This window comes from Caulobacter sp. CCH9-E1 (genome assembly GCF_001556515.1).
GTDB lineage: Bacteria > Pseudomonadota > Alphaproteobacteria > Caulobacterales > Caulobacteraceae > Caulobacter.
Map to the genome: position 1 here is coordinate 1 of NZ_LSJA01000104.1, position 267 is coordinate 267.

Consider the following 267-nt stretch of genomic DNA (forward strand, 5'->3'; position numbering starts at 1 on the left):
TAAGAGCGGCTGTAGCTGGCGTAGAGGGCGAGCGGTTCCACCAGCTTGAAGACCAGGCCGGCGCGCGGCGACCAGAGCTTGTCGCTCGTCGCGAACACAGCGCCGGTCCGGTTGTTGCGGAAGTTCACGTCGAACCGATCATAGCGCAGCCCGACGATCGCCTGCAGGCGGCCGGTGAGCTGGATCTGGTCCTGCGCGTAGGCCGCGGCGATCTTGGCGACGCCGTGGTTGTCGGCGTCGGTGGCGCTCTGCCGATAGGTGACCGGA

At 67.4% G+C, this 267-nt stretch carries 1 protein-coding gene; it reads right to left on the bottom strand.

From position 1 onward, the window contains the following. The coding region (locus AX690_RS06595) for a TonB-dependent receptor domain-containing protein (protein WP_156449590.1) at positions 1–267 on the bottom strand (267 nt) is incomplete at both ends.